We start from the raw sequence: 26,886 nt of genomic DNA, 5'->3' as shown, positions 1-26,886 counted from the left end.
GAAACCTGTCAAGGAAACCATTGCGGCCGGAACCAACGAGAAGGAGCAGCGGATGAAACTCAATTCCACGCAAGTCAAGCAGACCATGACGCAACTGAATGCCCAGGTGCTTCCGGACGATCACCCGGCCGTGGCGCAACTGAACAGCGTGTTCGGTGAGCACACATTCTTCGTCGACACCAGCGGGCTCAAGGTGCTTGAACCGGCCCAGACCTCCGACATGCCGGGGCAGACCGGCGAAGTCGTCAGTCTCGCCGAGTGGAGCGATCCGGAGCTGACCTCGCTTCGGCCGCACGAGCCCGAGCCGACCGGCGTGCTCATCGCACTTGAACCCAGCAAGCACTGAAGCGTTCCAGCGCGAAGTGGATACCGGTTCGCGCAAGCAAAACGCCACCAAGCAAGGGGATTGAGAGCATGATCCGATTCAATCGGATCATGCTCTTTGGGCTGCATCGCGCGGCACCCGCGCCTTCCTGATGGCGACAGCCCCGACGTCGCATCAAGAGGTGCCGAAAGTCACATGGCAAATCAGCGCCGCCTGCGTATGCATCGGTTTGAGATGGGTATCCAGGCGGTGAGGGGCAGATGGGGATCGTGCGGCGCTGGAGCCCTGACGAGGACGAGAAGCTCAGAGAACTCGCCAGGGCCGGCAAGAACGCTCTCGAGATCAGCAACGAACTGACCCGCAGCGCTTCGGCCGTGCGCCGGCGCGCCGAGGTCCTGTCGGTCCTGATCATGGCAAAGGCGTTTCGCGCGCGCCCCTCGCATGTCGCCACCCATCTCGAGCGGGTCGCGATCGACGCGATCCGCAACCGCCGCCCGTTTCCCGCGGGCGTCGGCCCGAGCACCATTGCCGGAATGATCGAGAAGGGCTGGATCGTCCCGGAGATGGGGCGCAGATACAACGTGACCGACGCCGGCGTGGAGGCCGTGCGGCGGAAGATTCCGAGCGGCTGAGAGCGGAGCAGGCTGCGCGTTCGAAGCACTGCGCCGAAGCGGCTCGGCCGGCGCGGTGCGAGCGGGCGGCTATTCGACACCGAACGCAAGATTTTGCGCTCGAGACGGCTGCCTGGTCCGTTCAATGATTGGAGGCGCGACGACCAGCGGTCTCCCGTCCGCCCTCCGATCTGATCGCCCCGATGCTCAACGCCCAGCAAGCCCAAGCCGACCGATACCAGCGTTTCGCCGATCTTGCGCCTTTCATCCGCGAGGCGATCGGTACCATCGGCGCATTGACCTCGGCTCAGCGGACCAACGTGGACTTCCTCGAACGCGAATTCATCCCGGCGCTGGGGCTCAATGACGAACTGCTTCATGAGCAGCCGCCGGAGCTGCCGCCGAACTTCGGCAAGGGCCTCCACCTCTGGCAATATCCGAACCAGCTTGCGCCCTACCTCGCCTGGCTCGCGCGCAACGCGTCCGGCGTCTCCTCGTACATGGAAATCGGCTGCCGCTGGGGCGGCATGTTCATCCTGGTTACGGAATGGCTCAGGAACAGCGGCGCCGACCTCAAGACCGTGATTGCACTCGATCCGATCGCGCCGACGCCGTTTCTCTCGGCCTATTTCGATCTGCCGCAGCAGCAGGCCGCTATCGAACCGATCTACATGCAGGATGTTTCAACCTCGCCGCTGGTCGGTGCGCATGTCGACCGGCTGAAGCCGGACTTCGTCTTTATCGACGGCGATCACAGCCTGCGCGGCGCACTACGGGATCATCTGCTGGTGCGTTCCCGCGCCCGCATCATCGTGCATCACGACATCCATTCCCAAGCCTGTCCCGATACCACGCTGCTCTGGAAGGCGCTGAAGCAGTTCGAGGCGCCGAGCTTCGATATGTTCGAATTCACCAGCCAGTATCCGTCGGTCAATGGCTCTTTCCTCGGCATCGGCGCCATGAAGCGGCGATCGGCGCAGATGTAGGACCGGGAGCCGTGCAATCGCCGCGATCACGAACTCGCGGGCCGATCTCGGAGGTTCAGCTTGCTCTTGTCGCCGCCGGCCCAGGCCAATGTCTTCGGATCCATCACGCGGAACCAGAGCGGCGGGATCGCCGCCAGCCCGAACATGCCGGTGTAACCGTTCGGCAGCCGCGGGATGTCGTCGAAATCGCGGAGCGACTGATAGGGACGCATCGGGTTGGCGTGGTGGTCGGAGTGACGTTGCAGGTGGAACGTCATCAGGTTCGAGACGATGTGGTTGGTATTCCATGAGTGGCGCGGCTCGACCGCCTGGTAGCGGCCGTTCGGCAGCTTCTCGCGCAGCAACCCGTAATGCTCGACATAGTTGGCCTGGGTCAGCGCGTACCAGCCAAGGAAATGGTGCGCGACGATGAACGGCGCGACCTTCCAGCCGAACAGCGCGATCAGGATGGCCGCGACGACGAGCGTCAGCGCAAAGCCCTGCAGGATCTCGTTGTTGACCGACCAGACCGGCTCGCCGCGCCGGGTCAGCCGTTCAGCCTCGTTGCGCCAGCCGCGCTTGAACGCACCCGGCAGCTCGCGCGTTGCGAACGCATAGATCGATTCACCGAAGCGCGCGCTGGCGGGGTCCTCGGGGGTTGCGACCCAGGTGTGATGGCCGCGATTGTGCTCGACGCGGAAATGCGCGTAGCCCACCGCGCAGTTGGCGAGCATGCCGAACAGGATGTTGAGCCTGTCCGGCTTGTGGCCGAGCTCGTGCCCGATCAGGAGCGCACCGCCATTGATGGTGCCGACGCCGAGCAGCAAGGCGACATAGGACCACCACGGCAGATCCTGGGTGCCGAAGAAGGCGATCAGCGCGACGTAGTTGATCCAGGGAAACACCACGGTGATGCGCGCGAGCCGCAGGTAATAGGGATCGGCCTCCATCGCGGCGACCACTTCCGCCGGCGGATTGTGGGTGTCTTCGCCGAACACGACGTCGAGCAGCGGGATCAGGATGAAGATGAAAACGAAGGGGATCAGCGTCACCAGCGGATTGTGCGTCCGCAGGAACAGCCAGTAGGACAACAGCGGGATCAGCGGCGGAATGAACGAGAGCATCCAGAGATAGCGTTTGCCGTCCCGGTAGGTGATGGTTTCCCCAGCAGCATTGGTGCCCGTGAAGATCATCGCATTCCCTCCAGTCTCTTGCGAGGCGGCGTTCGCCGTTGTTGGGCCAAGCATGCCGCGAGGCGGGCCTGCGCCGCCAGTTCACAACAGGCCAATTTTGTGGCATTTTGCGCCAAGCCTGTTCGGCCGGTCGTTCGCAAGGGGAAGGTCGCCGACGCCATGCACGGATCGGAATCCGATGCCCTTCGCACGCCGGTGTCCGCGGCTTATGCGCGGGCGCTGGTGCGGGCCTTTGGCCAGACGCGAAGCGACCGCGACGAACTGCTGAAGGGTACCGGAATTCGGCTCGAGGCGCTCGACCAGCCCGGCGCTCACATGCCGGTATCCTCGCTGGTGGTGCTGGCGGCCAACATCACCCGCCGGCATGGCGAGCTGTGGCCATTGTCGGCCGCGGCGGTCTGGTCGACATCGCTGCAAGGCGCGCTCGACGTCGCGACCAGGACGGCGCCGACCATCGCGGATGCGTTGGCGACCGGCGCGCGCTTCGGGTCGACCCGCGCGCCCTTCGTCCGCAATCGGCTGCGCAAGACCGCGCGCGCGATCCAGATTGAAATCTCTCCCGCGGTCAAGATGGACGGAGCGCTGTGGCACGCCGTGGCGCTGGCGGTCAGCCTCAACGTGCACGCCGTGTACGTCCAGCTGCTCGAGGATTCGATCGGGCAGGCGACGCTGCAATTTCCCTGGCCGCCACCTGCGGGCGCGGAGCGGCTGCTCGAGCATTATTCCTGCGTGGTGAAGTTCAACGCTGCCGCCTTCATCTTCGAGGTGCCGAAAGCGCTTGGCGCGCGGCCGTCGCCGTTTGCCGATCCGCAATTGCACGCCAAGGCGATCGAAGCGCTCGAGGCGATCGAGAATCCGCAGCCCGACACCGCGGCGCTGGCGGGGATCGTCGAGCGCCTGATCGCGGCGCGCCTGCCGCAGCGCCTGGCTGAGGAGGAGGCCGCGCGCCTCGTCGGCACCTCGCGGCGAACGCTGGTGCGGCGGCTCGCCGAGACCGGCAGCGCCTTCCGCCCGCTGCTCGATGGCGTACTGCGCGAGCGCGCGAGGATCATGCTCGCGGCAGGCGCCCAATCGCGCGACGAGATGGCGGCCGCGCTCGGCTACACCGATGCGACGAGCTTCAGCCGGGCGTGCCGGCGGTGGTTCGGAGAGAGGGGCGGGCGGGGTTAGGGCACAGTCGATGGCCTGCGCGAGCCCACAGATCCCAGTGGAGGGTACGCAGACTCAACGATGCCTATCCCCCGTCAATGCGTATGCAGGGCGTCGTAGGCGTGGGCAAAAAACACAGCGGCGCTGAGGAGCAACAGCGCGACAATGGTCGCTTCCATCATGACACTTCCCCATTATTGTTTGGGTAGATGCTACCGGTGAAATGTTTCCGCCCGGTTTCGTCCGCTGATGAAAATGGTTTCGTGGCTGCCGTCGCACGCTGGCGCGGGGGCGTCCAAATGATGGCGCGCTCGGAGAGATTCGAACTCCCGACCCTCGGAATCGAAATCCGATGCTCTATCCAGCTGAGCTACGAGCGCGTTGCGGGTCGATTATCAGACTTGGGCGGGGAGGGCCAGCAGCCACGGAGCGCGGCACCCGGCGGTGCCCGCGCGTCCCGGCGGCCCTCTCCCTTACAGTCGTCAGAAGCAGGGATGCCGGCGGTGGTCCTGGCCGATATAGGCGGCCGCGCTCTGATAGCACTTGTTGCGCGCGGGGCCGTCGTAATAGGCGAAGCTGCCGGCAGTTGGGCCGGGGCCGTAATTGTGCAGATAGCTGATGTGGTAGGGCAGGCCCCAATGGGCGTGGTGGTGATGCCGGTGGTGGCGCGGATGGGCCGTGAGGTCGGCCGCAGCCGCCGGGGTCAGGGCCATCACGGCCAGAGCGAGGGCGGCGAAAAGCTTGGTCTTGGTCATGGGCGGCCTCCGGGCATTTACGGGAATCGGCATTGAGGGCCGCCCCAAGGCCCATTTAACCCGGAATCGGGGCCAAAAGCTGCGGGAAATCAGTCACAGCGCGCCAAATTTTGCCTTTTTGCGGATGCTTAACGGATTGCCAACACAGTCCGGCCAGAGTCTTGCGGTCAGGTCCGCCCGGGCCCGGCCTTTCCCGCGGTTTCGAACGATCCATGCGCATCACGCCCCTTGTCGCCTTGCTGCTCTCGGTTCTGGCCGCGACGCCCGCGCGGGCGGTGCTGCACATCACGCGCGACCATGGCGGCTATGTCGAGGAGTACAAGGCCAAGTACAAGCAGATCCGCGAGCGCCGCGAGCGCGTCGTGATCGACGGCATCTGCAACTCGGCCTGCACGCTGGTGTTCGGCATCGTGCCGCTGAACAAGATCTGCGTCACGCCGCGGGCCAGCATCGGCTTCCACCAGGCCTACTACGACAAGGCCTTCACCTTCGGCATCAAGGTCACCAGCCTCGAGGGCACCTCCGACCTGATGTCCTACTACCCCGACACGGTGAAGGACTGGATCCGCCGCAATGGCGGCCTCACCACCGAGATGAAGAAGATCAAGAACGGGGTCGATCTCTGGAAGATCGTCGACCCCTGTCCGGAAGAGTGGTAGGCGCGCGCGCTCCGAACCTCCGTCCTCAGGTCTTTGTTTGAAGTCTTCGGCTTCAAGTCTTGGGCCTGACGTCGCCATCCGACACCAGCAGTACGGACGCCTTCGACTTGCCGAGCACGGCCGCGGCGATGCTGCCGAAATTCAGGCTGTCGCCCTGGATGCGGTCGACGCCGATCACGACGAGGTCGGCCCGGCTTGACGCGATCTCCTGCAGGATCGCGACCTCAGGCGCGGTGTTGGCGCGTAGCCGCGTCGTCACGTTGATGTCGTAGCGCGCCGCGGTCGCCGCGATGTCCTTCAGGATCGCTTCCTCATGCGCCAGCGACATGCTGGGACCGGTGCGGCGGGCCCCCTTGTCGCGCGTGGTCGAGACGTAGACCACCTGCAGCGGCTCGCTCGAGAGGCGCGCCAGCGCGATCGCGACCTCGGCGCCGCGCCGCGAGACGTTGCTGCCCGAGACCGGCACCAGGATCTTCCGCGCATTCGCCGTCGGCTCCTTCTCGTGCACGCCCTTGGCGGCCGCGATCGCCAGCGGGCCGTCGAAGCCGGAGGCGAGGTCGTCGAGCCGCCTGTCGAAGCCGCCATCGGGGCCGGCGACCGCGTCCATGCCGACCACCAGCAGGTCGAAGCCCTTTCTGGCTTCCTCGGCAATCGCCTCCGCTGCCGTCTCCTCGCGGGCGCGGCTGATGACGTCGACACTGCCGCCGCCGTCGGCATCGGCTTCGGCGCTCGCCTTGGCCGCGCTGATGACCGCCGCTTCGGGGCTCTCCTCATCGGCGCGGTTTTTCTCTTGCAGCTTGGCGTTGGCGCCGACATGCAGCACCGTGATCGGCAGGCCGCGCCCGCCGGCGAGCTGGCCGGCGAGATGCGCGGCGAATGTCGCATTGCTGCTCTCGTCGACCGCGAGCAGCAGTCGCTCGAGATTGGCGACAAAGCCGCGCTGCTCATATTCCTCGCGCTCCAGCCGCTCCTTCTCGTCCTGGCCGAGCGGCAGCCGCGCCAGCGCGCTGCGCAGCATCGGCGGCATCGCCATCGTGGTCAGGATCGCCATGGTCACGATCATCGAGAACATGGTCTGGCTCAGCACCCCCATCGACAGGCCGATGGTGGCGATGATCACCTCGGTCGAGCCGCGCGCATTCATGCCGCTCGCCAGCGCATACGATTCCCGCCGGGTCAGCCCGCCCAGCGCGCCGCCGAAAAAGGCGCCGCCGAACTTGCCGATGCTCGCGATCAGGACCAGCGCCGCGGTCAGCCCCAGCACCGACGGATCCTTCAGCACGGTGAGATCGGCGCTGAGACCGGCGAGCCCGAAGAATACCGGCATGAACAGACTTGAGATCAGCCCGCGCAGCCGCTCGTCGATCTGCCGGGTCAGGATCGGGGATTCTCCGACCAGCACGCCGGCGATGAAGGCGCCGAGCACGGTGTGCACGCCGATCAGGTGCGTGATCATCGCCATCGCGCACATCAACAGCAGGATTACGGTGATCACCGCGGCCGAAGAGACCAGATGGTCGTTGGCCCAACGGATCAGCCGGAACACCAGCCGCCGGCCGATCGTGAAGCTGATCGCGAGGAAGGCCAGCGTGCCGAACAGCGCCTGCGCGACCGAGAGGATGTCGAGACTGCCGCGCGAGGCGAGGCTGAAGATGACGGCGATGATGATCCAGCCGAGGGTGTCGTCGATGATCGCGCTGGCGACGATGATCTGGCCGACATTGCGGCGCATGAAGTTCATTTCGCGCACCACAACGGCGACGATCTTCACCGAGGAGATCGACAGCGCCGTGCCGAGAAACAGCGAGGCGATCGGCCGCGCTTCGGGATGCGGCAGCAGGCCGCCGGGGAGCAATTCGCCGAGCGCGAAGCCGCAGACAAAAGGCACCGCGATGCCAGCGACCGAGATCGTGGTCGCGGCGCGGCCGACCTTGCGCACCAGCTTGAGGTCGGTGTCCATGCCCGTCAGCAGCAACAGGAGCAGGATGCCGAACTGTGCAATGCCGTCGATCAGCGCCCTCTGCTCGCCGGACGGCGGAAAGATCACGCTATGCGCCGACGGCCACAGCCAGCCGAACAGCGATGGTCCGAGCAGCAGGCCGCCGAGCAGCTCGCCGATCACGGAGGGCTGGCCGATCCGCTGCATCAATTCGCCGAGGCTGCGCCCGACCGCGATCAGGAGCGCGATCTGGACGAGCAGGATGTACTCGGATGGCTTGCTCGCCTTGTCGCCCGCAGCGTCGGCTGCCGTGATGCTCACGAGCAGGATGACGGTCGCCCAAATCGCCGGTTGAAGCCGCCCCCAGCGGATCACCATGGCATCTCCGATTTCCAATTCCAGCGCGGCCCGGCCGGCTTGCCGCATGCGGTCAACGCCCGGGTTCCGAAAGTGATCCACCGGGTCAGATTTTGGAACGGAGGCACCGGCGGTTCGTTTCGCTCATGACGCGTTCATCCCGGTGATGCGAATGTCTCCATGAGCGAGCCTAACCGCCGGAGCGGCTGCGACTCGGCTCGCGCGAACGGGAGGCTGCAATGGCAACCAGATCCAATCTTTCGAAGGCTGAACTCGCGCGTAGCGTTGCCGGCGCCACATCGGCATTGGTGCTTAGCGCGCTCGTCCTGTTCGTCGCCGCGCATCACCTGAGCGGCGGATAGGCAGGCGGCGCGTGCCGCGCCGATCCTTCACAGCAGGAAGGTCCCGATCAGGAGACCGGCCGCAAATGCCCAAAGCCCGAGGGTGCAGGCCGATATGACCCGGACGAGATTGCGCAGATCCACGTCCTGCCAGCTGCTATGGGACCGATACGTCAATTGCAGGCACCCCCTGCGGTGGCCGCCTTGCTTCCTAGCCTGACAGCCTGTTCCCGATAGGTGCCCAAATGAAGGCAACCAATAGTGGCGCCCGATCACGCATTTGCGAGGCACCGCCTCAAGGCGCCCGGTATTTCCTTCCTGGCGGCGAAATGATGCCCGTCCGGATCAGGCCGCCCGGCGTTTGCGGGTGCGGGCCGCCTTTTTCGCCGAGCGCGACCGCTCCGCGGCGGGACGGCCCGCGGCCGCCTTGCCGCCGAGCTTGCCGCCCTTGCGCGATGGGGAATGATCCTCGCGCGTGCCGCGGCCGGAGCCGCTCTTCTTGCCGCCGTGGGTCTCCTTGTTGACGGTCGCCCATGCCCGCCGCTCGGCCTCGCGGCTGGAAATGCCGCGCTGCTCGTAGCCTTCCTCGATGTGCTCGGCCTGCCGCTTCTGCTTGTCGGTGTAGCTCGACTTGTCGCCTCTGGGCATTGCGCTCTCCTGTCTATTTTGATCGAGACGTCCGCCGGGCTTCGCCCGGGTCGTCGTCCGGCTCGACGACCTCGAATCTGGACCGGCTGAAGCGGCCCAATCCGCTGAGCTCGTAATAGCCGTCACGTTCGATATCCCTTGTCACCTCGTAGACGCGCCCGAGCGAGAGCGTGTCCCGCTGCAACGTGTTGTCGACGCAGCGAACGTGAAAAATCTTGCCGGTTTCGGCCATGCGCTCATCCTGAATTGTTGGTCTGGTTCGGCGTTACTTATCGCGCAACGTCACGATCGCAACCGGCAGCCCTGCCGTGGGCCGATCACGAAATCTCGTTCGGCAATTTCCATTCGGGCGCCGGCTCGCAGACTTCACCGTCGTCAGGAATCTGCTTCATGTGATAGCCGGCCGGCAGCACCTGTCCCGGAGCCTCATCCGCGACCGGAACATCGAAGACCAGCCCGGAGACCAGTGCATGTTCCCACGCCTGCTTCTCCGTCGGAAAGGCCTTGTCGATTTGTCTGTCGCGATCGAACAGCGCATAGGGCATCTGGCATCCTCGAGCATTGGCTTGGCGCAGGCGGCTCGCCTGTCGTTCGCCCGATATGTCGAAAACGTCCGTGGCTGACCGGTGTTCCTAAATTCGCCCGCCAGCCGCGAAGGCCGATCCGCTACCTTGCATGATATCGCTGAGATATCTCGCCGGTGGCTTGCCGAGCGCCTTCTTGAACATGGTGATGAAGGCTGTGACGGACTCATAGCCGAGTGCGGACGAGACCTGCTGAACGCTCGCGCCGGCGGAGAGTTCGCGCAACGCGACGATCAAATGCAGTTGCTGGCGCCAGCGCCCGAATGTCAGGCCGGTTTCTCTCAGGATGAGACGCGCCAGAGTGCTCTCGCTCAGCGCCACGCGTTCGGCCCATTCGGCCATCGTGCGCCGATCGGCCGGATCGTCGGCGAGCGCTGCCGCGATCCGTCGCAAGCGTGGCTCGGGCGAGATCGGCAGATGCAGCTGCTGCAGTGGCATGCGCGGCAATTCGCTCAGCAGCAATTGCGCAACGAGCGTCTCGCTGCCGCCGTCCTGCTGCATGCGATCGGAAAACTCGATGATCAGTTCGCGCAGCAACGGCGAGATCGACAATGTGCAGCAGCGATCGGGCAGGTCGGCGGCACCGGGCTCGATGAAGACGAAGAAGATCCGCGCATTGGCGGTTGCGATATTGGTGTGGCGCGTGCCGCCGGGAAGCCAGACGCCGCAATGCGGCGGCACCATCCACAATCCGTTCGGAACGCGGCACATCACGCCGCCGCCGAGCGCAAAGACGAGCTGTCCCTTCCGGTGCGCGTGCTCGGCCGCCTCGACCTTGTTTTCGGTGACGTCGAGGCGCACGGCGATGGCCGCCGCTGCGACGTCATCCGGATCAAGGTCCGGCCAGGGATAGCGAAGTTGAAAGCCCATAACGGAGCTGGAAACCTGTCGCGTGACTGAATTTAGCGATCGATAGAACAGATATGTAAATTCTTCCGGTAGCCAAGTCGATAGCTTCGCGCATGCAGATGGGCAGGAGAGCATGCGATGACGATGATTGCGCCGATGCGCACGCTGGGCGGGCAGGGGCTGTTGTTGACGGGGATCCTGCTGATCGCCTCGACGCTCCGCGCGCCCATTACCGGCGTCGCGCCGATGCTCGGCATGATCGGTGAGACCAGCGGGATCGGCGCGGCGGAGGCCGGGATCCTGACGACGCTGCCCTTGCTGGCATTCGCGGCGATCTCTCCGGTTGCAGCTGTGCTCGGGCGCAAATGGGGCATCGAACGGTCGCTGTTCGGTGCGCTGCTTGTCATCGCGGCCGGGATCGCGCTGCGCTCGTCCGGTCCGGTCTGGGCGCTGTTCGCCGGCACCGCCACCATTGGCGCCGGAATCGCCGTTGGAAATGTGCTGCTGCCGAGCCTGCTCAAGCGGGACTTTCCGACCCGCATCGCCAGCCTGACCGGCGCTTACGCGATCACGTCCGCATTGGCCCAGGCGCTCGCATCTGTCGTCGCAATCCCGCTCGCCCAATTACCGGGATCGAACTGGCATCTCTCGCTTGCGAGCACGCTGATCTTTCCGTTGGTGGCGCTGATAGCCTGGGCACCCCAGCTGGGGACGCACGCGGCCCCGACGGTCGAGCCGGCCTCGTCGCCGCGCGGGCGCATCTGGCACTCGCTGCTCGCCTGGCAGGTGACCGGCTTCCTCGGCCTGACCTCGCTCGTGTTCTACATCATCGTCGGATGGCTGCCCGCCATCCTCGTGCAGGCAGCCTACCCGGCGGCGACGGCGGGTATGCTGCACGGCGTGCTGCAATTGGCGACCGCGGTCCCCGGCCTGATCCTCGGGCCAATGGTCCGGCGCATGAAGGACCAGCGCGGCATCGCGATTGCAGTGTCGCTTGCGACCTGCGTCTCGCTGCTGGGATTGTGGCAGCTTCCGGCGCTCGCAATGCTGTGGGTCGCGCTGTTCGGCTTCGGGGCGGGTGCTGCCTTCATCCTCGGCTTGACATTCGTCAGCCTGCGAACCTCGCACAGCCACCAGGCGGCCGCGCTGTCGGGCATGGCGCAGTGCCTCGGCTACTCGCTCGCCGCTGCGGGCTCGCCGCTCGCCGGATTTGCCCATGATGCGACCGGAGGCTGGGAGGTTGCGCTCGCGTGCTGCGCCGTCGCGACGGTGCTGATGGCCGTCCTGGGCCGATCAGCCGGCCGCGCGGCGACAATCTGATTGTCGTTCGATGCGAAATATCGCGAGCCGGATCCGGCTCGCAACAAGGCGTGGCGAGGGCCGGTCGGTTGTCTGCGCTGCAGGCGCGCGCTACAGAAGGCGGGAAGCCTCACAAGCAAGAGCCAAGGGAAAAGTGTCGTTGAGAATATCTGCCAGCACGCGCATCGTGATCGGATCGACGCTCTTTGCCTTGGCGTCGAGCGCATTCCTTTTTCTGGTTCCTCCGAGTCCGATCGACAGAAACCTGTTGCGTGGCGCCTTCCGTCTTTACAAGGGATATGCGTATCTCATCCCCGTCAAATACGTGGACGGCACGCTCGAGACTGCCCGATTGTACGAAGACGACCAGCTGCTCGGGCCCGCGAACACGGCCCAGCAAGAGATCATCGACAAGGGTGCCGGCCGATTCGCATTTTACCGGGACACCTGGAATTACTTCGGCCCGGCCTTGATGTTCTCGACAAGCGACAACACCGACCCGAATACCAACGGCAGGAAGTATCATCTCAGATGACGAACTGACCCGCGCTGTGTCCGGCTGTCGTCACGTCGTGCGTATCACGCCCAGTTCCTTCGACCGTTGGAGAAGAGCCGGCCGGTAAGGCGGGGAGGGATCGTCGTCGTCAGGGATGGCGCAATGGCCGAACTCCTGCTGGATGCGCCGGATCTCCACAACCCGATCGTTCAACCGCTGCAGATGTTCAAGCGATGTTGCCTTCCAGTAGCGGAAGGTGTCGAGCGTAATCGGCACGAAGGCGGTGCCGAACAGCGTTGGATCGGGCACGACGGTCCGCCCGAGCAGCAGGTAGCGGTCCTGACCGACGATGACGAGGGTGGCATACGGCCGCCCTTCACTTACCCTGAGGCCCTTCAACGAAAGTTCGCTCAGCTTGCTGAAATAGGGTTCCTCGCGCCAGCGGTCGGGATCATCGAGGTCGACCTGCACATTCAGCGCGTCGAGCCCGAAATGCGGCACCATGCCCGTGGTCTCGGGAAACCAATCATCATCGAGGTGGCCTTGCAGCCAGGCACAGCTGAATGAGCGGCACTGCCGGGGACGCTCGTGGTAGATCTCGCATCCACCGCCCGCCAGGATGTGGCTGCAGACCGTATTCACCGGCTTGCCGAGATCGGTCACCTCAAGCACCTTGCAGCAGAGGGTGCATGATCCACATTGCCTGACCGTCGGAGCCACGGGAAAGCCGAGGGCCCACGAGCCCTGTCGTTCGCGGAGGAGCAGCTTCTGCTTCTCCAAGGTGCTCAGTGCACGCTCGACCTTGAGGCGCGACAATCTGGTCACGCCGATAATATCTTTCGTCGTCGTCGCGCCGCTCTCGACCGCCCGAACGATGACCAACGCCACTTGATCCATTGTTTTTCTTCTTGTCCGGCTCGTGGCCGGCTCTTCTTGCAGTGTTTTTGGCCGCCGGTATTCGGCGACGGTAGATTCCAGTGCAACCCGGAACGTGCCGCGACCGACGGCTGCGAGATTCCACCGAAGCGTATCGGCGAGGGCGGCATGTCGCATCCGATAAACGTGCATGGCATCCCTGAGGACAAATCGTCGTGATTGCAGCGATAGGCGTTGGGTCCGCGAGCGTCTGCAAGGTCGGAGTGGTCTCGTGTCATCGGCAATGTCGCGAGAATGCGAATGTGTGGCTAGCAGACCGTGCAGCACGTTCAGTGTCGTCCCTGCGAAAGCACTAGGTGGTGTGGACTCTAAGGATTCCCTTTTAGGACCAAATCAGATTCAAGACTGCTTTTGGGGAGGCAGTCTTGGGCGTGATGGATCGTTTGGTTTTGAACGACGCGGCGTGGGAGCGGATGGCGCCGTTGATCATAGGCCGGCCGGACCAGAAGGGTTCGACCGGCCGCGACAATCGGATGTTCGTGGAAGGGGTGCTGTGGATCGTGCGTACGGGCTCTCCCTGGCGTGATCTTCCGGAAGCGTTCGGAGATTGGAACAGCGTGTTCCGGCGCTTCAGTCGATGGAGTGCCAAAGGCGTCTGGTGGCGGATTTTTGAGGCGATGTCTGATGATCCGGACTTCGAATATCTGATCGTCGATTCCACCATCGTCCGCGCCCACCAGCACGCTGCCGGGGCCAAAAAAGGGGGTCTGAAGATCAGGCGCTCGGCCGCTCGCGCGGTGGTCTGAGCACGAAGATCCATCTGGCCGTTCGGGGGTTGGGATGCCCCGTGCGGTTCACCCTCACCGCAGGCCAGAAGGGCGATGCACCGCAAGCCGCCGCGTTGATCGAGGGATTGCCTGCCGAGGTCGTCATGGGCGATACGGCCTATGACGCCGATCACTTGCGCCAAGCCATCGCTGCCAAAGGCGCGCTTGCCGTCATCCCCAACAACCCGTCACGCGCGCTCAAATATCCGCTCGACAAGCATCTCTATGCCCAGCGCCATCTCGTGGAATGCTGCTTCTCAAAGCTCAAGCAATTCCGCCGTGTCGCAACCCGCTTCGAAAAGACCGCTCGAAATTATCGGGCGGTCGTCACCCTCGCAGCCATCATTCTCTGGCTGCGGTAAGTGTCCACACCACCTAGGGCATGCACATATCTCTGAGGCTCCATCCTGCTGCGACGGCCAGGAAGTATTCGAGGCCATTTTTGAAGGTGATGGGGCCTGGAGGTTTAGACGACGGGTAGCCGTCCCAACCGCCAAGGCGGCCGATGATCCAGGCTGCCCAGGTGAGGCTGTCGGGCGGATGTGGGTTTTTCAGTCGCTTGCTCCTGGCCTCGAGTTGCCGGTTGAGGGCGGCAAGCGCGTTGATCTCGTTGTCGTTGAAGGCAACGCGAATGGGCTGCTGACCGCCATCGCGCGCTTGCAGAAGCTGGATGGTGATGACGGCTGCCCTGGCGGCGATAGCGACCAGTTTGAGGAGACGATCGGCGGTTCCGATCTGGCTGTCTTCGAGCTTGAGGCCTTGCGTCTTCAGGATGCGGAAGAACTGCTCGATGATCCAGCGCTGCTTGTACCATTCGACGATACGCCAGGCGTCGTCGACGGTGGCGATCTCGTGAGAGGTGATCAGACGCCAGTGCAGCGGCTCTGCGCCGGGCCCGGCATTGATCTCGCACACGTCGACCACCGCCAGCGGCAAGCTTTTCGGCAAATGGCGCAGGAACTTGCTCTGCGGGCGGGCAAGCTCGATTGCGCCAAAGCGGAGTTCGAGATGGGCCTGACGTGCCGGTCGCGCCGCGCGCGCAGGCAGTTGGATCGCCCTCCGATCCACCACAGGCATGGCGTCGGTGGCCTCATACAGGCCGGTGCGGTCGGCAAGCTTGCGATCATGCATGCTGCGCGCGATGACATGGAAGTGCTGCTCGGCCGAGCTGGCATAAAGGGCAAAGATATCGCTCTCGCGATCACCGAGGACCGTCACCGTTCCGGCAGCGGTGAGCAGCGGCTTGGCCGCAATGGCGGTGGATATCCAGCGTTGCGATTCCTTGTCAGACAAGTCACGTGCGTCATGCGTCGTGGTGCGACGCCCCTGGCGCGTCCATACCTGCCCACTCAAAAGTCCAAGACAGCTGCCATCGTCGGCATCCACGGCCAGCAGCGGATGCAGCAGCACGCCGTGGTTATTGCCCTTGCCGATTTCGCCGAGCCCGCGCCGGCGTTGCGGCGTGGTGTTGAAGTGGATCTCGCTGCTGTCCTGGATCGCCAGCACATGGCGGCCCTCTACCGCGGCAACCGTGCTGTCGCCCCAGCTTTCGATGATCCGCTCCGCCGTCACCTTGTCGTGGCCGAGAAAGCGGTTGAACCGCACCTCCAGCGCACGATCACCCCTGGAAAGCCGCCGCAGGCAGACCGTCTTGCCCGCAACCATGCGTTCGACGAGCGCCGCCCCCCTTTATCGAGACGACGATCCCCGAACCGTCCTAACGTCCAGTCAATTCGTAACAACACCCGACACCCCCGTCCAACCTGGAGCGTCGCAATAGAAATCACACGGATCGCCGATTCTGGAATCCCCTGTCTCCATCCCGAGTCAATCCGCCGCACCAAATACGTGCATGCTCTAGTGCGAAAGCAGGGACCCATAACCACCGATGGTTATCGTTGAAGGCCGCTGGAACGACGAGTCCCTTTCACAACATCCGCCGCGGAGTATGGGTCCCTGCTTTCGCAGGGACGACACTGTGGGTGAGGCGCCATCTGCTTACAGCCGCGGGCTCGCCCGCCACCCTCGTTAAATTCGCGATTGCTGGCTGCCTCATCTTCAGGCAATGACGGCCTGCAATGAACAAGAGCTTCGAGGAAACTGCCGCTCGTCTGGCGCCGGCGATCTTTGTCGTGCTGTGGAGCACCGGATTCATCGGCACCAAATACGTCATCAACAATGCGGAGCCGCTGACCTATCTGGCGATCCGGATGGCGTTCGTGGTGGTGGTGATGGCGGTCATCGCCGCGATCGCGCGGCCGAACTGGCCGGATCGGACAGGCATCTTTCACAGCGCGGTCGCCGGCATCCTAGTGCACGGCTTCTATCTCGGCGGCACTGCGATTGCAATCGCGCATTCGGTTCCGGCGGGGCTGTCGGCCTTGATCCCGGGCCTGCAGCCGATCCTGACCTCGACTATCGCCAACCGCTGGCTGGGCGAGCGCGTCACGCCGCTGCAATGGGGCGGGCTGGTGCTCGGCCTCGCCGGCGTCGTCTTGATCCTGCACAACCGGCCGATGACGGGCGAGGCGGGGTGGGGCTGGCTCGCCTCCGGCGTCTCGCTGATCAGCATCACCTTGGGCACGCTCTATCAACGGCGCTATTGCAACCGGATCGACTGGCGCGCCGGCAATCTGGTGCAGTACATCGCGGTCACGATCTTCTTCGGCATCGGCGCCTTTGTGTTCGAGACCAATGTCGTGCATTGGACCGGCGAGTTCGTGCTGGCGCTGGCCTGGCTGGTGTTCGCGCTGTCGATCGGCTCGATCGGGCTGTTGTACTGGCTGATCCGTCACCACGCCGCGACCTCGGTCGCGAGCCTGTTCTATCTGGTGCCGGCGGTGACCGCTCTGATGGCCTACATCCTGTTCGACGAGCGGTTGGATCATGTCGCCATCGCCGGCATGGCCGCCTGCGCCGCGGCGGTGCTGCTGGTCAATCGCCGCGCTTAGTCTTTGCGACGGATCTTCGCGTAAGCTGCAAGCGCGCGTTCGCGCCCCTGCTTGTGATCGACGATCGGCAGCGGGTAGGTCTTGCCGAGCTCGACGGCGGCGCTCGCCAGCTCGATCGGCGTCGCGGTCCATGGCTGGTGGATCAGATCGTCGGGCAATTGCGCGAGCTCCGGCACCCAGCGCCTGACATAGCCGCCGTCGGGGTCGAATTTCTCGCCCTGCAGGACCGGATTGAAGACGCGGAAATAGGGCGCGGCATCGGCGCCGCAGCCCGCGACCCATTGCCAGTTCGCCGGATTGGAGCCGGCATCGGCATCGACCAGCGTATCCCAGAACCATTGTTCGCCTGTGCGCCAGTCGATCAGGAGATGCTTGACCAGGAACGAGGCCGCCACCATCCGCACCCGGTTGTGCATCACGCCGCTGTGCCAGAGCTCGCGCATGCCGGCATCGACGATCGGATAGCCGGTGAGTCCGCGCTGCCACGCCTCCAAGGCTAGAGCGTTGCGCTTCCACGGAAAGGCATCGAACTGCTCCTGCAAGTTCCGATCCGCCATGTCGGGGACGTCGAACAGTAGGTGGCGGCAGAACTCACGCCAGCCGAGCTCGCTGAGGAACTTGTCGATGTCGCCGGCAAGGCGCGAGTCTTCCGCGGCGGCGAAGCGTGCGGCATGCCAGACCTGCCGCGGGCTGATCTCGCCGAAGCGCAGATGCGGCGACAGGCGCGAGGTGCCGTCGCGGTCCGGCCGGTCGCGGTCGCCGGTGTAGCCGCTGATCCCCTCATCGAGGAATCGCTTCAGCCGCGCCTGTGCCGCGGTTTCACCCGGTGTCCAGGTCTCGCGCAGGCCGCCGGCCCAATCCGGCCCGTCAGGCTCGAGCTTCCAATCATCGAGGGCGTCGCTCGCGATGCCGCCGATGGATGTGAGTCTCCTCGGCGCCGGCAACGGCTTTGGCGGATCGCCGAGGCCTTGGATGCGCCGCCAGAACGGCGTGAACACGCGCAAGGCCCGGTTGTTCTTGTTGCGGATCGCCTTCGGTTCGACGAGCAGATCGCCGCGGAAAATTTGCGAGTCGATGCTGTCACTTGCGAGCGCTGCTTCGACTTCTCTGGCAACGGCCTGATGCGGCGCATGCGCGATGTCGTTCCAGAATACGGCGCGTGCGCCGATTTCGCGCGCCACCGTGGCGATCACCGACGCGGCCGGTCCGGTGCGCAGCACCAGCGATCCGCCTGCCATGGTGAGGCTCTTGCCAAGTGCGCGCAACGACTGCGCCAGCCACCAGCGCGTCGCACCCCCGAGCCGACGTACGGCCGGCGGCATCAATGCACGGCTCTCTTCGTCATGCACATAGAGGCCGACGACCGACGCGCCGCTTGCCGCCGCCTCATGCAACGCCGGGTGATCCGACAGCCGCAGATCGTCGCGAAACCAGACGATGATTGGCTGTGCGCGGGTCACCCGGACGCAGTGAGCCTGCCGTTACTTCGGCTGCGGCACGATGCGGATGTAGGGCTTCGGTTCTTTCCAGCCCTGCGGGTAGATCGTCTTGGCCTCGTCGTTGCTGACCGAGCCTGCGATGATCACGTCCTCGCCCTGCTTCCAGTCGGCGGGGGTGGCGACGCGGTGCTTGGCGGTGAGTTGCAGCGAGTCGATGACGCGCAGGATCTCCTGGAAGTTCCGACCCGTGGTCATCGGGTAGACCAGCACCAGCTTGATCTTCTTGTCGGGGCCGATGATGAAGACGTTGCGGACCGTCTGGTTGTCCGCCGGCGTGCGGGTGAGCGGGTCGCCGGACGTCGAGGCAGGCAGCATCTCATAGAGCTTGGAGACGTTGAAGTCGGTGTCGGCGATCAGCGGGTAGTTCGGGGCGGCGCCCTGCGTCTCCAGGATGTCCTCGGCCCATTTGGCGTGGCGATCCGCGGGATCGACCGAAAGGCCGATCAGCTTGATGCCGCGCTTGTCGAATTCCGGTTTCAGCTTGGCGAGCGCGCCGAGCTCGGTGGTGCAGACCGGGGTGAAGTCCTTCGGATGGGAGAACAGCAGGGTCCAGCTGTTGCCGATCCAGTCGTGGAACTTGATCTTGCCCTCGGTGGTCTGGGCTTCGAAGTCCGGTGCGGTCGCGCCAATCGGAAGTGTCATGATCTTACCTCATCTCTTTGAAGTCACAGTGGAATTTGTACTTGAGGCTGTCTGTTCCAGTATAGGACGGGATAAGGCTTAAGTGAACGGGTTCTGAAAAAAGGTGAAACATTTCTCCTTGAGGGTGGAATTCCAAGCAACTTGTTTTGATCCGGATCCCTGCGGCGAAATATCAGCTGCGGCACAAAGGCTTGGAAATGCCCAGATAATGCCGCTTATCGCCGTCATCACGCCGGCCCTGGCTGCTATAGGACTGAACCGTGACGACGTTTAAAGCGACCAAATAGCAACCATCTAAAAATCTCGGAACGCAAGTTCCGAATCGTTAACCACTCGTTTACGCCCGCATGGAAAAGCTGGCCTGAGATAGGAATTGAAAGCTCCCACAATGTCTACCCCAAGTACCAAGACCGCTGAGCCTCTCAGCGGTGCGTTGCATCCGTCCTGCCGCAAGACTGCCGCCCATGCGCTCACCATCGTGCGCGACGGCGTGATCACCGGCGAAGGCCCGACCACCAAGGGCCGCATCCATTTCTCCCGGTCGCTCGATGCCGATGACGCTGCCTGGTGCGCGCGCATCCTGACGGCGGCCGCGGTCGAGCATCAGCCGGTCAGCCGGGCCGAGATCGAGGCGCTGTTCGCGATCAACGAGGCCGCTGCCGAGCGCAGCGATGGCGGCCGGTTCGACGATCTGCTCGCCAAGGCGATCGCCCATCATGCCGCCTCGGAGTCCGGCCTGCCGGTGCCGCCGCGCACGGTGGCGCTGTCGCCCGACACCGAGATCGATCGCTGGGCGCCGAGGCAGGGCGCCAAGATGGACACCAAGGTCCTGGAGTGGATCGCGGGCCAGATGCGCGGTCAGCGCCGCACCGGCCGCGCGCTGGCGGCGATGGTGGCGACGCTGGTCGGCGCCACTGCGCTGCCGCTCGCGGCGCAGCTCCCCAACGTGTTCGACATCGGGATGATGTAAGCCATCATCCCGCGCGACTGGAATTCGACGAGAGCGGCGGGGATCACTTCCCCGCCGTTTTCTGTTTGCCGCCGGTTTCCTCGAGCCCGAGCGTCCGCCCCGGAAATCCGGCGACGTCGAAATAGCGGGTCGAGAGTACGCGCTGGAATTTCAGCACGGTGCGCAGGCCGTTGGCCGACGGCTTCTTCGACATGATGGTGCCCTCGGCCATCTTCGGCACCATGCCGTTCGGCAGCGCCTCCGACATCACCCGGCCGATCAGGCCGCCATTGTTCGGCGCGCGCAGACCGAGCAGCTGGGCCGCGGTCATGCCGACATCGGCGTTACTGACCGGCAGCGGATCGACATAGCCCGCCTTGAAGTCGGGGCCGATCGCCGCGGTGAAGTTGAAGGTGTCGCCGCGGCTGAAGCTGCCATGCATGCCCTGGCCCTGACGCAGCACGGTGTCGGCGACCTGCACCGAGCAGTTGGTCGGGATTTCGCAACCGCTCGACCAGGAGCGGAAATTGACCACGATCGACGGGTTCGGCGTCACCGCCTTGCCCTTCAGATTGAGGTTCGACATCGCCAGCGTGCCGGGGAAGGTGCCGAGCTTGTCGTCGACAAACAGGCCGCTGACATAGTCCTGCTCGAGCAGCGCCTTGATGACGCGGTCGGCGAGCTTCTTGTCGCGGTTCGGCAGATAGATCAGGTCCGAGCCGCCATTGGTTGCGATCACGACGTCGGGCTTGGCCGGGTCCTGGCCGAGCACGCCGTTGCCGGCCTTCGGGTGGGCATTGTCGGCGACCTTCGCGTTCTTGTCGTTGGGGTCGAACAGCGGCAGGCCCAGCGCCTTGGCGAGGTCGATCGCCACAAAGCCCATCGGCAGGAAATCCTTCGGCGTGTCGCTATAGGCGATCTTGGCCGAGGGGCTGCTCTTGCTCTCCTTCGAGATCGTCGAGAAGCCGTGGTCGGAGGAGATCATGATGTTGGTGTCGGCGGAAAGCCCGAGCTCGTCGAGCGCCTTGCGGAGCTGGGCGAGGTTGTTGTCGGCGTTCCTGATGCCGGCCATCGAGGTCGGGCCGTTGATGCCGGGGGTGATGGTGTTGAGGCTGTCGCCGGTGTTGTGCTGGCTGCCGTCCGGATCGCGCGACCAGAACACCAGCACGAACGGCTTGTTGCGCGCCTTGAACATCGGCAGCACGACCTTGGTCGCGACGTCGGCCATGTGGGCCTGCTGCGCCACGTTGGCGACCGTCGTGCCGGGCGTCTTGGCGTCGCCCGCCTTGGCATTGTCGCCGCGGCTCGGGGTGGCGAGCGGAAGACCCGCCTTGGTCAGGGCCTCCTTCATCTCGTCGGAGAGCGGCACGCCGGTTTTGCCGCCGGTGGAATCGTCTATCACGATCGTGTTCTTGCCGCGATCGGTGTGGTCGAACAGCAGGGTCGGGCCGACCTTGCCGATGGCGGCGGTGCTGAAACCCTGGCCGCGGGCCATCTTCAGCAGCGTCTCCTCGTTGAGGTAGTCGCCATTGAAGTGATCGTCGACATCGGCAAGCACCGCGTCGTTCTCGATGAAGGGGACCACGGTGTCGCCTGCCGGCGCCGACGCGTAGCCGGTATAGATCGTGTTGGAGAAGGTGCCGGTGTCGCCGAGGTAGTGGCCGGTCGACAGCGCCGAGCCGTTCGCCATCGTGAAGGTCGGAAACAGCGAGTGCGAATTCTTGAAGTTGACGCCCTTGTCGCGGATCTCGGCCATGGTCGGTGCCGTCTCCGGCGTCACGATGCCGCCGCGCAGGCCGTCGGGGACGAACAGGATGAGGTTGCGGGGCTTGGCGTTCTGCGCCGAGGCGGCGCCCGCCGAAAGCGCGATCATGCTCGCGGACAGTAAGGTAATGGCACGACGCATGGTGTTATTCCCCCTGATGAAGCCCCGCGGCAGCCCGCCGCAGTCTTCGTTTAGTTTTGCCATATGACAGAAATGTTACAGCGCTTGTTCGGCGCTGTAACGGCCGGATTTTTCCCGCGGAATGCCGGTCAACACACCGTCATTCCGCAGGTTGAATCGCGGTTCTCTCATTGCGCGCAGCGCTGCCGGCATGCCCGTACCGGGCATAGAGCGCCGGCAGCACGGCAAGCGTCAGCAGGGTCGCGCTGATCAGGCCGCCGATCACGACGGTGGCGAGCGGCTTCTGCACCTCGGCACCGGTGCCGGTGGCGAACGCCATCGGCACGAAGCCGAGCGAGGCCACCAATGCGGTCATCACCACGGGGCGGAAGCGGGTGAGGGCGCCTTGCTCGATGGCTTGCCGCATCGGTACGCCGCGTTCGCTCAACTGCCGGACGAAGCTCAGCATCACGAGCCCGTTCAGCACCGCAACGCCCGACAGTGCGATGAAGCCGACTGCCGCCGAGATCGAGAACGGCATGCCGCGCAGCCAAAGTGCGGCGATACCGCCGGTGAGCGCCAGCGGCACTGCGCTGAACACCAGCAGCGCTTCGCGGGCCGAGCCCATCGCCGCCAGCAGCAACAGGAAGATCATCGCAAAACACGCCGGCACCACGACGGCCAGGCGCTGGCGCGCCGCGGCAAGATTCTCGGATTGGCCGCCCCAGGTCATCCAATAGCCCGGCGGCAGCTGCACCGATTGCGCGACTTTTGCCTGGGCTTCCTCGACCACCGAGCCGAGATCGCGGCCGCGAACGTTGGCTGTCACCACGATGCGGCGCTTGCCGTTCTCGCGGCTGATCTGGTTCGGCCCCTCGGTGAAGGAGAACTGGGCGACGCGGTTGAGCGGCAGGCTCTGTACCGGCGAACTCGGCGTCGCCTTCGGCAACGCGACCGGCAAATTGCTCAGTGCCTCGAGATCGGAGCGCACGCTCTCCGGCAATCGCACCACGATGTCGAAGCTGCGATCGCCTTCGTAGACGACGCCGGCATCCTGCCCGCCGACCGCGGCACCGATCACGTCCTGCACGGCCGAAACGCTGAGGCCGCGCCGGGCGATCGCAGCCTTGTCGACCTTGATCTCGAGCACGGGCAGGCCGCCGGCCTGTTCGACCTTGACGTCGGTCGCGCCGCGCACGCTGCGCAGCGCCGCAGCAATCTGGTTGGCGGCTTTCTGCATCGGCCCGAACTCGTCACCAAACACCTTGACCGCGATGTCGCCGCGAACGCCGGCGAGCAGCTCGTTGAAGCGCATCTGGATCGGCTGGGTGAATTCATAGACGTTGCCGGGCAGCCGGCCGACCGCCTTCGAGATGTCCTCGATCAGTTGCTCCTTGGTCAGCGATGGATCCGGCCACTGCTCGCGCGGCTTCAGGATGATGAAGGTGTCGGACGCGTTCGGCGGCATCGGATCGCTCGCCACCTCCGCGGTGCCGGTCTTGGAGAAGACGAACGACACCTGCGGAAAGCGGCTGACGGCCTTCTCGACCGACAGCTGCATCGCCTGCGACTGCGACAGCGCCGTGCTCGGAATCCTGAGCGCGTGCATGGCGATGTTTTTCTCGTCGAGCGAGGGGATGAACTCCTGGCCGAGGCGGAAGAACCCGAACAGGGCGGTGGCGAACAGCACAACCGCCACCGCGATGACCGGCATAGGCGTTGCAACCGCGCGCCGGAGCAGCGGGCTGTAGCAGCGCTTCAGCGCCGCAACGAGCCGGTTTTCCTGCTCCTGCACGCGACCGGTGATGCCGATCGCGATCAGCGCCGGAACCAGCGTCAGCGACAGCACGAAGGCCGCCGCGAGGGCAAGGATCACGGTCAGCGCCATCGGCTCGAACATCTTGCCTTCGACACCGGTGAAGGTCAGCAGCGGCACATAGACCAGGAGGATGATGGCCTGGCCATAGAGGCTCGGCTGGACCATTTCCACGGCGGACGCCCGCACCGTCGCCAGCCGTTCGTCGCGCGTCAGCACGCGGCCAAGCGCATGCTGCTTCTCGGCGAGGTGACGCAGACTGTTCTCGGTGATGATCACGGCGCCGTCGACGATCAGGCCGAAATCCAGCGCGCCAAGGCTCATCAGATTGGCGCTGATGCGGCCCTGCCACATGCCGATCGCCGTCATCAGCATCGCGACCGGGATCACCAGCGCCGTGATCAATGCCGCGCGGAAATTGCCGAGCAGCACGAACAGCACGGCGATCACGAGCAGTGCGCCTTCACTGAGGTTGCGCGCCACGGTGCCGATCGTCGCATCGACCAGCTGGGTGCGATCCAGGACCGTCTTGACCTCGATGCCGGCCGGCAAGGACGGCATGATTGTCCGCAGTTTGGCGTCGACCGCGGCCGACACGGTGCGGCTGTTGGCGCCGATCAGCATCAGCGCCGTGCCGACCACGACCTCGCGGCCGTTCTCGCTGGCGCTGCCGGTGCGCGTCTCGCCGCCGATCGAAAGCGTCGCGAGGTCGCGGATCCGGACCGGGACCCCGCCGCGGGTGGTGACGACGACGGCGCCGAGCTCGTCGATATTCTCGAGCCGGCCGCCGGACCGCACCACGAAGCCTTCGCCGTTGCGCTCGATGTAGCGCGCGCCGCGGCTGACATTGTTGGTCTCGATCGCTTTGGCGACGTCGGCAAAGGTGAGGCCGAGCGCGATCAGCTTCGCCGCATCGGGGTGGACCTGATACTGCTTGAGGTATCCGCCGATCGTATCGACGCCGGCGACGCCAGGCACCATCTTGATCTGCGGCTTGATGATCCAGTCCTGCACGGTGCGCAGATAGGCGTCTTTCTCGACCTCGCTCTGCAGCATCTGGCCGTCCGCCGTCAGGAAGCGGCCGTCGCTTTGCAGGCCCGGCGCGCCGTCGGCCTGCACCTTCTGCCCGGAGTAATGGACGGTCCACATGTAGATTTCGCCGAGGCCGGTCGAGGTCGGGCCGATCCGCGGCTCGATGCCTTGCGGCAGCCGCGCGCGGACCTCGGTCAAGCGCTCGCCGACCTGCTGGCGGGCGAAATAGATGTCGGTGGCCTCGCTGAACACCGCCGTGATCTGCGAGAAGCCGTTGCGGGAGAGCGAGCGCGTGCTCTCGAGCCCCGGCGCGCCGGCCAGGGCCGTCTCGATCGGGAAGGTGATCTGCTTCTCGATTTCCGCCGGCGACAGCGCCGGGGCCACCGTGTTGATCTGGACCTGCTTGTTGGTGATGTCGGGCACTGCGTCGATCGGCAGCCTGGTTAGCGCAAGGCCGCCGATGAACATCAGGGTCGCCGCCAATGTGACGACCACCCAGCGCCGCTGGATCGCAAGACCAATGATGCGCTCAATCATGGTCGTGCTCCGCCTCGTCCTTCTCGAACTCCGCCTTCAGCGTGAAGGTGTTCTGCACCGCGATGGTCTCGCCGGCTGCGAGGCCGGCGACGATCTCGATGTCGTCGTCGTCCTCACGGCCGGTCCGCACCGACCGTGCCTCGAAGCCGTCGGCATCGCGCACGAACACGGTCGGCGTTCCCTTGATGGTCTGGAGCGCCTTCTTCGAGACGATCACGGTCGACGGCGCATCTGACAGCGGGACCTCCGCGGTGACGAAGGTGCCCGGCTTCCAGCGGTGGTCCTTGTTGGGCATGGTCGCGATCACGCGCGCATTGCGGGTCTCGCGGTCGAGCAGGGGGCTGACGAAGATCACGCCGGCACTGGCTTCATCCTCGGTGCCGATGGCGCGGATTTTCACCGAAACGCCTTCGCGGACAGCGCCGATGTCTTCGGGTGAGACCGCGAGGTCGACCCAGATGTCATCGAGATTGACGATGACATAGAGCTCGCTCTCCTGGCCCTCGCGCCCGATCAATCCGCCGAGATCGACGCGCCGTTCGGACACCCGGCCGCTGATCGGCGCGCGCAAGAACTGCGTCCGCAGGCTCTCCGGGGGCTGGTTCGGCAGATCGGCGATCTCGCTCTCCGAGAGGCCAAGCGCAAACAGCTTCTGCCGGGCGCCATCGAGCTTGATCTGGGCGTCGTTCGCGGTCAGCCGCGTCCGCAGGAACTCGTTTTCCGACACAATGCGGGTCTCGACCAGCGTCTTCTGCCGCGCGTAAAGGGTCTGCTGCAGATCGTTGGTGAGCCGCGCGGCGAGGTATTCGCTCTTGGCGTCGGCCACCTCGCGGCTTTCGATTGCGGCGACGATCTCGCCCTTCTCGACGACATCGCCGAGGCGCTTGCGCAGTTCCGTGACCGTCGCAAGCACGCGCACCGAGACCCGGCCGATGTGATCCGCATCGGGGATCAGCGATCCCGGCGCGAGGAAATGCCGCTTCAGCATGCCGCCGCTGGCTTGCGCGAAGGTAATGCCGGCTTCGCGAACCTGGTCTTCGCTCAGCTCGATATGTCCGGGGGCCTCGTGCCGGGCCTCGGTCTTTGTGTCTGTCGTCGCAGTCTCCTGCGTCGCGGCCGGGAACCTGACCGGCCAGCCGATCCATCCCGCCGCCGCAACGACCAGTGCAATGCCGGCGGCCACGCCGGCGAAAAATAGAACAACCCGTTTCATATGCGCCTCTCCGCAGCGCAGGCCTATGGCCCTGCGCTGTCGCGACATCGATCTGTGCGGAAGCGTGCGCTGGCGAATGGCAGCAACGCACGGCCGGTCATGTCGACCGGATCAGGCGCGGGGTGGCTTGAAGGGAGAGAGGCGATCGGCCGAAGCGGGCAGCCCAGTGCTGCTGTGGCCATAGCTATGCGGCGCATAGGCGATCGGGAACGCGGTCTCCTGCGGAGACACGGACGCGACGTGCGTCAGGCAATGGTCGCCGTGAGGTGAGGCCGGATGCGCCGGAGCCTTGCCGCCGGCGCTGGCGTCGTCGATCGACTGTGCGATCGAGAAGCCGTGAGCCGCGTCGGCATCGCCGTCGGAGGTCCAGCCATGGAAGAACGACAGCACCAGCGCGAGCGAAATCAGTCCCGCAAGCAGGCTGCGCCAGCGGCGCGATCCCGTTGCGTGAGGAGAAGACTGAATCATGGTGCGCGAAGCGTCCATGGG

General features: G+C 64.9%; 26 protein-coding genes and 1 tRNA gene. 11 read left to right on the top strand and 16 right to left on the bottom strand.

Annotated elements, in window-relative coordinates; translation table 11 throughout:
* Window positions 1-52 precede the first annotated feature (52 nt).
* The 3 genes from XI02_RS26285 (at window position 53) to XI02_RS26275 (ending at window position 1,922) form a co-directional block, all read left to right on the top strand.
* Complete coding sequence (locus XI02_RS26285; RefSeq protein WP_016846480.1) at window positions 53-346, top strand: hypothetical protein; 294 nt, start codon at window positions 53-55, stop codon at window positions 344-346.
* 239 nt (window positions 347-585) lie between these two features.
* Window positions 586-957 (top strand): hypothetical protein, encoded by a 372-nt coding sequence (locus XI02_RS26280; protein ID WP_016846479.1) that lies wholly within the window; start codon window positions 586-588, stop codon window positions 955-957.
* Window positions 958-1,139: 182 nt separating this feature from the next.
* Window positions 1,140-1,922 (top strand): hypothetical protein, encoded by a 783-nt coding sequence (locus tag XI02_RS26275; RefSeq protein ID WP_018272076.1) that lies wholly within the window; start codon window positions 1,140-1,142, stop codon window positions 1,920-1,922.
* Between the two features lie 26 nt (window positions 1,923-1,948).
* Here the strand turns inward: XI02_RS26275 and XI02_RS26270 are convergent, their stop codons facing one another.
* Window positions 1,949-3,094, bottom strand: a complete 1,146-nt coding sequence (locus tag XI02_RS26270) for an alkane 1-monooxygenase (protein WP_018272075.1) — start codon at window positions 3,092-3,094, stop codon at window positions 1,949-1,951.
* Between the two features lie 159 nt (window positions 3,095-3,253).
* On the opposite strand from XI02_RS26270, the gene XI02_RS26265 reads away from it, so the two are divergent.
* The gene (locus XI02_RS26265; RefSeq protein ID WP_026192878.1) at window positions 3,254-4,264 is read left to right on the top strand and encodes an AraC family transcriptional regulator; all 1,011 of its coding nucleotides are present in this window, start codon (window positions 3,254-3,256) and stop codon (window positions 4,262-4,264) included.
* 282 nt (window positions 4,265-4,546) lie between these two features.
* Here the strand turns inward: XI02_RS26265 and XI02_RS26260 are convergent.
* A tRNA-Arg gene (locus XI02_RS26260) sits at window positions 4,547-4,623 on the bottom strand.
* Window positions 4,624-4,725: 102 nt separating this feature from the next.
* The gene (locus tag XI02_RS26255; RefSeq protein WP_018272073.1) at window positions 4,726-4,998 is read right to left on the bottom strand and encodes a hypothetical protein; all 273 of its coding nucleotides are present in this window, start codon (window positions 4,996-4,998) and stop codon (window positions 4,726-4,728) included.
* A gap of 212 nt (window positions 4,999-5,210) precedes the next feature.
* On the opposite strand from XI02_RS26255, the gene XI02_RS26250 reads away from it, so the two are divergent.
* A complete protein-coding gene (locus XI02_RS26250) occupies window positions 5,211-5,657 on the top strand; it encodes a hypothetical protein (RefSeq protein ID WP_018272072.1) in 447 nt (148 codons plus the stop codon).
* A 52-nt stretch (window positions 5,658-5,709) separates the two neighbouring features.
* On the opposite strand, the gene XI02_RS26245 is transcribed toward XI02_RS26250, so the two are convergent.
* Window positions 5,710-8,022 (bottom strand): cation:proton antiporter, encoded by a 2,313-nt coding sequence (locus XI02_RS26245; protein ID WP_018272071.1) that lies wholly within the window; start codon window positions 8,020-8,022, stop codon window positions 5,710-5,712.
* Between the two features lie 170 nt (window positions 8,023-8,192).
* Here XI02_RS26245 and XI02_RS46055 point away from each other — a divergent pair, with 170 nt between their 5' ends.
* Complete coding sequence (locus XI02_RS46055) at window positions 8,193-8,315, top strand: hypothetical protein (protein WP_256438759.1); 123 nt, start codon at window positions 8,193-8,195, stop codon at window positions 8,313-8,315.
* Window positions 8,316-8,639: 324 nt separating this feature from the next.
* Here XI02_RS46055 and XI02_RS26240 read toward each other — a convergent pair whose 3' ends face one another.
* From XI02_RS26240 to XI02_RS26225, 4 genes are all read right to left on the bottom strand, one after another.
* Entirely contained in the window at window positions 8,640-8,942 is a 303-nt protein-coding gene (locus XI02_RS26240) for a hypothetical protein (RefSeq protein WP_018272069.1), read from the bottom strand.
* 13 nt (window positions 8,943-8,955) lie between these two features.
* Window positions 8,956-9,174: a hypothetical protein gene (locus XI02_RS26235; protein WP_016844440.1), complete on the bottom strand. Its 219-nt coding sequence runs from the start codon at window positions 9,172-9,174 to the stop codon at window positions 8,956-8,958.
* A gap of 85 nt (window positions 9,175-9,259) precedes the next feature.
* Entirely contained in the window at window positions 9,260-9,487 is a 228-nt protein-coding gene (locus XI02_RS26230; RefSeq protein ID WP_016844441.1) for a hypothetical protein, read from the bottom strand.
* Between the two features lie 87 nt (window positions 9,488-9,574).
* Window positions 9,575-10,396 carry a helix-turn-helix transcriptional regulator gene (locus XI02_RS26225; protein WP_018272068.1) on the bottom strand — a complete coding sequence of 274 codons (822 nt, stop codon included), beginning with the start codon at window positions 10,394-10,396 and terminating at the stop codon, window positions 9,575-9,577.
* Between the two features lie 117 nt (window positions 10,397-10,513).
* Here XI02_RS26225 and XI02_RS26220 point away from each other — a divergent pair, with 117 nt between their 5' ends.
* Together XI02_RS26220 and XI02_RS26215 are read left to right on the top strand one after the other, a co-directional pair.
* The gene (locus tag XI02_RS26220) at window positions 10,514-11,695 is read left to right on the top strand and encodes an MFS transporter (RefSeq protein WP_018272067.1); all 1,182 of its coding nucleotides are present in this window, start codon (window positions 10,514-10,516) and stop codon (window positions 11,693-11,695) included.
* A gap of 10 nt (window positions 11,696-11,705) precedes the next feature.
* On the top strand, window positions 11,706-12,209 hold the full coding sequence (locus tag XI02_RS26215) for a hypothetical protein (protein WP_240537239.1): 504 nt from the start codon (window positions 11,706-11,708) through the stop codon (window positions 12,207-12,209).
* Window positions 12,210-12,239: 30 nt separating this feature from the next.
* Here the strand turns inward: XI02_RS26215 and XI02_RS26210 are convergent, their stop codons facing one another.
* Entirely contained in the window at window positions 12,240-13,067 is an 828-nt protein-coding gene (locus XI02_RS26210) for a hypothetical protein (RefSeq protein WP_026192876.1), read from the bottom strand.
* Between the two features lie 404 nt (window positions 13,068-13,471).
* On the opposite strand from XI02_RS26210, the gene XI02_RS26205 reads away from it, so the two are divergent.
* A protein-coding gene (locus tag XI02_RS26205) for an IS5 family transposase (RefSeq protein WP_085967191.1) occupies window positions 13,472-14,235 on the top strand; the annotation gives its coding sequence in 2 pieces (ribosomal slippage) (window positions 13,472-13,807 and window positions 13,810-14,235; 762 coding nt in all).
* A gap of 13 nt (window positions 14,236-14,248) precedes the next feature.
* On the opposite strand, the gene XI02_RS26200 is transcribed toward XI02_RS26205, so the two are convergent.
* Window positions 14,249-15,538: an IS4 family transposase gene (locus tag XI02_RS26200; protein ID WP_018272065.1), complete on the bottom strand. Its 1,290-nt coding sequence runs from the start codon at window positions 15,536-15,538 to the stop codon at window positions 14,249-14,251.
* 413 nt (window positions 15,539-15,951) lie between these two features.
* On the opposite strand from XI02_RS26200, the gene XI02_RS26195 reads away from it, so the two are divergent.
* The gene (locus tag XI02_RS26195) at window positions 15,952-16,824 is read left to right on the top strand and encodes a DMT family transporter (RefSeq protein ID WP_018272064.1); all 873 of its coding nucleotides are present in this window, start codon (window positions 15,952-15,954) and stop codon (window positions 16,822-16,824) included.
* Here the strand turns inward: XI02_RS26195 and XI02_RS26190 are convergent.
* Window positions 16,821-18,284 carry a deoxyribodipyrimidine photo-lyase gene (locus XI02_RS26190; protein WP_018272063.1) on the bottom strand — a complete coding sequence of 488 codons (1,464 nt, stop codon included), beginning with the start codon at window positions 18,282-18,284 and terminating at the stop codon, window positions 16,821-16,823. The two genes, XI02_RS26195 and XI02_RS26190, sit on opposite strands and share 4 nt — an antisense overlap.
* A gap of 21 nt (window positions 18,285-18,305) precedes the next feature.
* Window positions 18,306-18,965: a peroxiredoxin gene (locus XI02_RS26185; RefSeq protein WP_016844449.1), complete on the bottom strand. Its 660-nt coding sequence runs from the start codon at window positions 18,963-18,965 to the stop codon at window positions 18,306-18,308.
* A gap of 388 nt (window positions 18,966-19,353) precedes the next feature.
* Between XI02_RS26185 and XI02_RS26180 the strand changes: the two genes are divergently transcribed.
* Window positions 19,354-19,935: a hypothetical protein gene (locus tag XI02_RS26180; RefSeq protein ID WP_026192875.1), complete on the top strand. Its 582-nt coding sequence runs from the start codon at window positions 19,354-19,356 to the stop codon at window positions 19,933-19,935.
* Between the two features lie 43 nt (window positions 19,936-19,978).
* Here XI02_RS26180 and XI02_RS26175 read toward each other — a convergent pair whose 3' ends face one another.
* From XI02_RS26175 to XI02_RS26160, 4 genes are all read right to left on the bottom strand, one after another.
* Window positions 19,979-21,820, bottom strand: coding sequence for an alkaline phosphatase family protein (locus tag XI02_RS26175; protein WP_026192874.1), 1,842 nt, complete (start codon window positions 21,818-21,820; stop codon window positions 19,979-19,981).
* Window positions 21,821-21,959: 139 nt separating this feature from the next.
* Window positions 21,960-25,184 carry an efflux RND transporter permease subunit gene (locus XI02_RS26170; RefSeq protein WP_018272061.1) on the bottom strand — a complete coding sequence of 1,075 codons (3,225 nt, stop codon included), beginning with the start codon at window positions 25,182-25,184 and terminating at the stop codon, window positions 21,960-21,962.
* Complete coding sequence (locus XI02_RS26165; protein WP_026192873.1) at window positions 25,177-26,397, bottom strand: efflux RND transporter periplasmic adaptor subunit; 1,221 nt, start codon at window positions 26,395-26,397, stop codon at window positions 25,177-25,179. Before XI02_RS26165 ends, XI02_RS26170 begins: the two co-directional genes overlap by 8 nt.
* A 111-nt stretch (window positions 26,398-26,508) precedes the next feature.
* Entirely contained in the window at window positions 26,509-26,865 is a 357-nt protein-coding gene (locus tag XI02_RS26160; protein WP_129965103.1) for a hypothetical protein, read from the bottom strand.
* Window positions 26,866-26,886: the final 21 nt, after the last annotated feature.

It is taken from the genome of Bradyrhizobium sp. CCBAU 21365 (assembly GCF_015291305.1).
Lineage (GTDB): Bacteria > Pseudomonadota > Alphaproteobacteria > Rhizobiales > Xanthobacteraceae > Bradyrhizobium > Bradyrhizobium elkanii.
This window is presented reverse-complemented; position numbering and strand designations above follow the sequence as displayed.